Genomic DNA, 6,906 nt, shown 5'->3' on the forward strand with positions numbered 1-6,906 from the left:
CGATTGTCAAAGGAAAGAAACCATCCCGAATCCTAACATACGGTGGGATGGTTTTGACTGTTTCCTACGAATTAAACGCGCGGTTCTAAGCTTTGCAAAAACTGAAGCGCTTCCTCAAACGTGTCAATCGGAATGATTTTCATCTCGGTTCCAATATCTTCAGCAGCTTCTAAGGCTTCTTTGTAATTTGATTGTTCTGCGCCATGTTCATTTGGGGCTAGAAAATAATCCGCTCCCGCCTTATGGGCCGCGACGATTTTTTGTTTCACACCGCCAATCCGGCCTACCTCACCTTCTTCATTGATCGAGCCAGTCCCAGCAATGTGATACCCCTTTGTTAAATCCTCTTCCTGTAATTGATTGTATATTTCCAGTGAGAACATGAGCCCGGCAGAAGGACCGCCAATTTCACTAGAATCAATGGTCACTTCTGGATCGAAAATGACATCTCGATCGGTTACAGGATAACTGATTCCTACTCCTACTCGTCCGTCTTCTACTTGCAAGTGCTCAGGGAAAGGTTCAAAGGTGAGGATCACATCGAACGGCTCTCCCTCTTCTCGTTTGACCGTTAGCTTCACCGTCTCCCCTTCCGTTCTTCCTTGGAGTTTTTCGAGAAGTTCATCTGCTTCTAAGACAGGCTCGTCATCAACCGCAATAATATGATCTCCAGCTTTTAGCTTTTCTGCTGCTGGCATCCCGTCAATCACTTGTGTCACAAGGACCCCGTGATATGTATAGTCAACCGGCCGGTTTGCATGTTCATAGGCAACGATTTTCGCCGTTACTTTCGAATGATCCATCAACATCAACTGACGATGGTGATATTCTTCGTCTGTTTCTCCCTCATGGCGAATTTGCTCTTCTGGATACAACTCCCGATACTCACTGAACTGAGCCCAAAAATAAAAAATAGGGTTCGCCTTACCCATTCGCACTGTTGTCAACATAAAGGTGCCATCTTCCTCATGTCCCCCTTCAACATTAATCACTTCGCTGAGCACTTTTCCTTCTCCAGGTTCTGAATAATAATAAGGCAGTTGAAAGAAGTGAATAAAGGCAAGGATCGCAATGAGGATGATCCACCGTTTTTGAAATTTACGCTTTTTCGTCTGTCTCATAATGGGTCTCCTTCCACGTAGCGATTGCATCTTTAATTTCTGGAATTTTCGCTATCGCCGCTCGTTCCCCTAGCAGAATTAAATCGTTTACCGCTTCAAAGTCGATCGAACTCGATAACGAGCGATAGCGATCATTCATCGGCCTAATCATAACAGTGCAATCAATTTCTTGGACGCGAACGAGCTCCTTCGACATCATATCCATCGTTTGCAAAATGACATCGTAAACGGAACGAATCTCTAGCTCCTCGCGAAAAATGGTCAAATCTACTGCAATCGTTAGATCGGCCCCCATCTCCTTGACGACAGAGACAGGTACACGGTCAATAACGCCGCCGTCAATGAGCAGTCGGTCGTTTATGTTTTTCGGAACAAAAATACCGGGAATCGCAATGCTTGCCCGCACAGCTTCTGCAACGTCCCCTTCTTGCAAAATAACCCGCTCGCCTTTAAGCAAATCAGCCGCTACAATTCGCACAGGTGGGTCTAACTCTTCCACTCGCTTCTTTTTTGCAAGGACACGGATAAGCTCCTCCACGCGATGGCCAGCGATAAACCCCATTTTCGGGACCGTAAAATCCAAATAATATTTTCGTTTAAACAGATTGGCAAAACGAATCAGATGTTCCGTTGGATGACCGGCTCCGTACAAAGAGGCCACAAGGGCTCCCATACTACTACCGGCGAGATAGTCTATCGGTATCTTTTCCTGTTCTAATACTTTCAACACACCGATATGTGCATACCCACGAGCTCCACCTGACCCTAAAGCCAATCCAATTTTTGGTCGATGGACTTTTCCCACATTATCAGCTCCTCTTCTGCCAAGGAATCGCATTACGTTCTTCATTGATATGGTCTAAATGAAGCTTGTATACGTATATTTAAGTGAGAATCTTTTTGCTGTCCAAGGAGGATGTTATGACTGAAATCGCCAAAATTCGAACGTTTCTCATCGCTGTCATGATTACTTGCTTAGCAGCCTCCTTAATGATTTTTCCAAAAGAAGCACTCGAAGCCTCAACCAGAGGGCTTACCATGTGGTGGGATGTCGTCTTTCCATCCCTGCTTCCTTTTTTTATTGTGTCCGAGCTGTTGATCGGCTTCGGTGTGGTTAGTTTACTCGGAACCTTTCTTGAGCCACTCATGCGCCCGATCTTTCGCGTTCCTGGTGTAGGAGGCTTTGTCTGGGCCATGGGACTTGCATCTGGATATCCCGCCGGCGCAAAGCTAACGGCAAGGATGCGACAGGAAAAGAAATTGACGAAGATTGAAGCGGAGCGTCTCGTCTCGTTCACCAACTCTTCCAACCCGTTATTTATTTTTGGTGCAATCGCCGTCGGTTTTTTTCAAAATGCAGCCCTCGGTCTTCTGCTCGCCCTCTCCCATTATCTTGGCAATATTTGCGTCGGCATTCTCATGCGTTTTCATGGATCAGAGGAGGAGCGTTTTCTTCGGCAACAGCGTAAACCACAAGACCGGTCACTTAACCATGCAATGTCTATTATTTACGAAGAGCGTAAAAAAGACGGGCGCCCGCTCGGAAAACTTCTTGGAGATGCTGTTCAGTCATCCGTCCGTACGCTGTTAATGGTGGGGGGCTTTATCATTTTGTTTTCTGTGCTGAACCGAATCCTCACGTTGATCGGTTTTACCGACTTTCTGGCGGTGCTATTCTCTATTATACTTTCTTTTTTTCAGCTGCCCAACGAATTAAGCATCCCGCTTATTTCTGGCTTGTTTGAAATCACACTCGGCGCCCAGCTTGCGAGCCAAGTAACCGAAGCCACTTTGTTTCAACAAGTGGTTGTGACAAGCTTCTTTTTAGCTTTTTGCGGTTTTTCTGTTCAAGCCCAAGTCGCGAGCATTTTAGCAGAAACCGACATCCGGTTTAAACCGTTTTTTGTCGCTCGCATTTTTCACGGCTTTTTTGCAGCGATTATTTCTGTCATCCTATGGCCGTATGTGTATACTGAAAATTCTTCCAGAGGTAACATTTCTAGTGTCATCCCTGCTTTTTTATCAAATGGTTCATCTGGCCTTGGTACAACGTTGTGGCATTGGCTCCATATGTATGGATCGCTGTTTACCCTCATCATGCTTATCATTTTTATATTTCTTATGGCTAAGAGAGGACTTGAGCGAGCCGAGCCTTAACGAAAGGATTAAGGAAGGTTCGAAAAAATCGCCCACCTCGATGAAAAGGGTGGGCGTCACTCACAAATCTACTTGTTCCGAGGGCTCGAAGAAAATTTCGCTTTCAGTGCCTCCGCAACAACCGGTGGAACGATATCCGACACGTCTGCTTCATATTTTGCTACTTCTTTTACGATACTCGAGCTTAAATAGGAGTATTGATTGCTCGTCATCATAAAAAACGTTTCTACATCAGGCCCTAGCTTTTTATTAATGGATGCGGCTTGCATTTCATATTCAAAATCGGATACGGCTCGAAGTCCACGGATGATCGCCTTTGCTTGTTTTTGTTTTACATAGTCGATCAATAAGCCATTAAATGAATCAATCGTAACATTTGGAATATGTTCCGTCGCCTTTTTTAATAGTTCAAGTCGCTCCTCCACCGAAAAGAGAGGCACTTTGTTTCGATTATGTAATACAGCGACAATGACCTCGTCAAACACATTGGCGCCCCGTTGAATAATATCAAGGTGACCTAATGTGACTGGATCAAAGCTCCCAGGGCATACCGCAATCGATGTCATTCCAGATTCCCACCTTTCTCATACTTATATATTGTAATCATTGTGTCACCATAGGTTTCTTCTTTATGCTTGACCGCATACTCAATTTGATCAGGTAGCATCGTATCCCGGTCATGCTCACAGACGACCACTCCGCCCTCTTCTAAAAGCCCATGGTTTGCAAGAATCGCCAGATCATTTTTGATCGTCTGCTTCGCATAAGGTGGATCTAAAAATACATAGGCAAAGACAATGCCCCGCTTCGTTAGTACTTGCAGCGCACGCTTTGCATCATTGCGGTAAACTTCTGCACGACCTTCTAAACCACAGTGGGAAAGATTCTGTTTGATCGTTTCAATCGCTCGTTTTTGCTGGTCGACAAAAATCATTCGTTCGACTCCGCGACTTAACGCTTCTATCCCTAGTCCCCCGCTACCACCATATAAATCGAGCCCAATCCCACCATCGAAGAAAGGTCCGATCATATTAAAAATGGCTTCTTTTACTTTATCTGTCGTAGGCCTCGTTTTATGCCCAGGCACGGCTTTCAACGTCAATCCTTTTTGCTCACCTGCGATCACTCTCATATGAATAGCTCCTTTATATTCTGTTGCTTAAAAGGCTTATTTAAATGTGTTCGCGCCTTTCTCATCCTACCATAATTTTGCGAAGCTTGTCAGATAATCCAATAAGAAAAAAACAAGAAAAAATGCGTATATCTTCATGGCGAATGGTCATACTAGGACTAGCAGCATTCGATGAATGTTGCACAACCGCGGAGAAGGCTTACGTTTCCCCATAAGTTCTTCCTCCGGTTTCTCCTCTCCCATAGCCTCGTACATACAGAACGTATGATCACGGGCACCCCGTAAGATCAATTCTTACGGGGATTTTTTTATTTCCACAACTCGACACATACTACGGGACGTGTTACATTTTTAGAGGATGAGAATAGAAAGGGGAAACGTTACATGATTCAACGGTTTATCGAGTTAGGAACGGGCTATTCAGACATATATGAACTACTTGAATTAGCGAAAACAAATGCACATCGCATTCATCGAGTGATTCGTTTCGATACTTCGATTGCTCAACGCCGTGTTGTGTCATTTGGGGTTGTTTTAGATCCAATAGCCGACAGTAAATTCATGCCGATTTACTTTTGCCGTGAAGGAATCCCCCACCCGGAGGAGATTTCGAATAAACGTTGTGAGCTTGTGGATGAATGCCTGAAAGCACTTGATCTAGAGCTCCACATCCTAGAGGTGAAGCCCTCTACTGACTTTCACGAACAAGATCTTTACTACCAATATTTAATTGGCGTGTTGCGAATGAATCGTTTTATCCCCCCACTTTCCTAGTGTACCCTTGCTAAATTGAAAATTTAATCTCATATTCGATAAACGGTTAGCTCATCACAAAGTCTACCTAAATTCATATTTTGGAGTACAAAAAATCGCCTCCTCATCATGAGGAAGCGATTTTTCGTTCGTTTTGTTCATAGCGGAACTGCTTATCAGAAGCAGGCATGACCTTTCCTTTTACGATCCATACCGTCAAGAGTAGTGTGAAAGCCGAAATGAGAAAAAGCCCGCGGATTCCAACAGTGGCCACGACTGCCCCTCCAACCGTCGGTCCTACCATATTCCCTAAATAAAGAGCGCTAGTAGAAAATCCATATGTTCGGCTTTCCATTCCTTTCGGGGCATGCATTCGGACAAGGGCATTCGCAGCCGGCAGTAAACCACCGAGCGACAAGCCAACAAAAAAGCGAAGAACAATCAATTGCCACAATTGTTGAACAAAGGCTTGCGGGATCATAAAGATCACTGTGCCGAGTAAACAGAAAAATAGGACATGGTGCGCCCCTGCCTTATCGCTTAATTTTCCTAATTGCATGGAAGAAAGCATGTTCGCAAACCCTGTGGCTGAAATGGCTAGTCCGGCAAACAGAGCGACATTCACACCAGAAACCAACTCTTCAACAAACAGCGAGATGAGGGGATTAACCCCCATAACAGCAAACTGAATTAAAAACACGACGACATAGAGGGAGAAAATCGGCCGTATCGCCGTAATTTTCTTAAACTCACCCCATGTGTTCGTTTTTTCTTCTTTCGGGTTTGGGGTAAACTGTTCATTGACGAACAGTAAAACAACGAGCGCGGCAATGAAAATGCACAGGCCTGTAAGAAAGAAAATCATCCGATACCCGAAAGCCTGAGCCATAATCCCTCCAATGAGCGGTCCGCAAATCCCACCTGAGACAGCGCCCGCTTGAAGAAACCCTAGGGCATACCCAGCCTTTTCCTTCGGCGTGTTTGTGGCAACAAGTCCAATGGAAGCTGGAATAAAGCCGCTAATGACCCCGTTTAATAAACGAAGACAAAGGAGAGAAAGGGGACCTTGAGCAAACCCCGTTAACCCGATAATCAGCGCCATCCCGAAGCCTGACCGTAAAATCATCATTTTCCGTCCATAACGATCAGCAAGCCTGCTCCAAAGGGGGGAAAATAAAAAAGCTGTTAAAAAGTTCGCAGCAAAAATGATCCCCGCCCACAGGCTGACCTCACTCGGATCGGTCACGCCAAGCTCTTGTAAATAAAGAGGTAAAAACGGGATGATCATCGTCATTGCACTTACAACTAAAAATTGACAAACAACTAAAATATATAGGTTACGCTTCCACCCTTTCATATGATCACGTCCTTACTACCTCTTATATTATATATTTCGAAAAACGAAATATTCAAGAGATACGCTTTGTGAAAGAGTGGATCCGTTCTGTCTGGAACAATTAATGCTTTCGAACTTTTTATTCGTTCAATAAAGGGATTACGTTTATAATAGGTTCTTCGTATGGGTGAATGCTATGAATTAAACTTTTTACTTCATTTATCTTACTGTAAGAGCATCTAAATTCCATTTTACATTCAGTGCCAAATGAAATTTTCCCGGGTGTGTCAATAATTTTGTGTAAATACCCCTGTTTCTAGTAGATAGGTTAGCCCTGCTTATTTTACTTGGTAAAACTTCTATTTTAGGTGAAACACAGAGCCACAGCGGTAGCTGCTTGTCCTTGA

Annotated in this window: 9 protein-coding genes; 2 read left to right on the plus strand and 7 right to left on the minus strand. The window is 44.3% G+C overall.

Annotation, left to right across the window (positions count from 1 at the left end; all coding sequences use genetic code 11):
• Nucleotides 1-71 precede the first annotated feature (71 nt).
• Nucleotides 72-1,121, minus strand: coding sequence for a SepM family pheromone-processing serine protease (locus E2L07_RS11665; protein ID WP_010898737.1), 1,050 nt, complete (start codon nucleotides 1,119-1,121; stop codon nucleotides 72-74).
• Nucleotides 1,099-1,926: a patatin-like phospholipase family protein gene (locus E2L07_RS11670; protein WP_010898738.1), complete on the minus strand. Its 828-nt coding sequence runs from the start codon at nucleotides 1,924-1,926 to the stop codon at nucleotides 1,099-1,101. Before E2L07_RS11670 ends, E2L07_RS11665 begins: the two co-directional genes overlap by 23 nt.
• A gap of 116 nt (nucleotides 1,927-2,042) precedes the next feature.
• On the opposite strand from E2L07_RS11670, the gene ylbJ reads away from it, so the two are divergent.
• The gene (gene ylbJ / locus E2L07_RS11675; RefSeq protein WP_010898739.1) at nucleotides 2,043-3,278 is read left to right on the plus strand and encodes a sporulation integral membrane protein YlbJ; all 1,236 of its coding nucleotides are present in this window, start codon (nucleotides 2,043-2,045) and stop codon (nucleotides 3,276-3,278) included.
• Between the two features lie 68 nt (nucleotides 3,279-3,346).
• Here ylbJ and coaD read toward each other — a convergent pair whose 3' ends face one another.
• Complete coding sequence (coaD, locus tag E2L07_RS11680) at nucleotides 3,347-3,844, minus strand: pantetheine-phosphate adenylyltransferase (RefSeq protein ID WP_010898740.1); 498 nt, start codon at nucleotides 3,842-3,844, stop codon at nucleotides 3,347-3,349.
• Nucleotides 3,841-4,410 (minus strand): 16S rRNA (guanine(966)-N(2))-methyltransferase RsmD, encoded by a 570-nt coding sequence (rsmD, locus tag E2L07_RS11685; RefSeq protein WP_010898741.1) that lies wholly within the window; start codon nucleotides 4,408-4,410, stop codon nucleotides 3,841-3,843. Before rsmD ends, coaD begins: the two co-directional genes overlap by 4 nt.
• Nucleotides 4,411-4,794: 384 nt before the next feature.
• Between rsmD and E2L07_RS11690 the strand changes: the two genes are divergently transcribed.
• Complete coding sequence (locus E2L07_RS11690) at nucleotides 4,795-5,184, plus strand: DUF7147 family protein (protein WP_134229637.1); 390 nt, start codon at nucleotides 4,795-4,797, stop codon at nucleotides 5,182-5,184.
• Between the two features lie 106 nt (nucleotides 5,185-5,290).
• On the opposite strand, the gene E2L07_RS11695 is transcribed toward E2L07_RS11690, so the two are convergent.
• From E2L07_RS11695 to E2L07_RS21050, 3 genes are all read right to left on the minus strand, one after another.
• The gene (locus E2L07_RS11695; protein WP_010898743.1) at nucleotides 5,291-6,520 is read right to left on the minus strand and encodes an MFS transporter; all 1,230 of its coding nucleotides are present in this window, start codon (nucleotides 6,518-6,520) and stop codon (nucleotides 5,291-5,293) included.
• A 118-nt stretch (nucleotides 6,521-6,638) separates the two neighbouring features.
• Nucleotides 6,639-6,749, minus strand: a complete 111-nt coding sequence (locus E2L07_RS21655) for a hypothetical protein (protein WP_338121498.1) — start codon at nucleotides 6,747-6,749, stop codon at nucleotides 6,639-6,641.
• Nucleotides 6,719-6,906: hypothetical protein (locus E2L07_RS21050; RefSeq protein ID WP_208402044.1), on the minus strand; the 188-nt coding region annotated here is incomplete at its 5' end. The genes E2L07_RS21050 and E2L07_RS21655, both read right to left, overlap by 31 nt.

This window comes from Halalkalibacterium halodurans, assembly GCF_004376175.1.
GTDB lineage: Bacteria > Bacillota > Bacilli > Bacillales > Bacillaceae_D > Halalkalibacterium > Halalkalibacterium halodurans.

Excerpts from the sequence above, each read along its gene's own strand:
- E2L07_RS11665 (WP_010898737.1), bottom strand. The coding sequence starts at position 1,121 with ATGAGACAGACGAAAAAGCGTAAATTTCAAAAACGGTGGATCATCCTC.
- ylbJ (WP_010898739.1), top strand. The coding sequence starts at position 2,043 with ATGACTGAAATCGCCAAAATTCGAACGTTTCTCATCGCTGTCATGATT.
- coaD (WP_010898740.1), bottom strand. The coding sequence starts at position 3,844 with ATGACATCGATTGCGGTATGCCCTGGGAGCTTTGATCCAGTCACATTA.
- rsmD (WP_010898741.1), bottom strand. The coding sequence starts at position 4,410 with ATGAGAGTGATCGCAGGTGAGCAAAAAGGATTGACGTTGAAAGCCGTG.
- E2L07_RS11690 (WP_134229637.1), top strand. The coding sequence starts at position 4,795 with ATGATTCAACGGTTTATCGAGTTAGGAACGGGCTATTCAGACATATAT.
- E2L07_RS11695 (WP_010898743.1), bottom strand. The coding sequence starts at position 6,520 with ATGAAAGGGTGGAAGCGTAACCTATATATTTTAGTTGTTTGTCAATTT.
- E2L07_RS21655 (WP_338121498.1), bottom strand. The coding sequence starts at position 6,749 with ATGGAATTTAGATGCTCTTACAGTAAGATAAATGAAGTAAAAAGTTTA.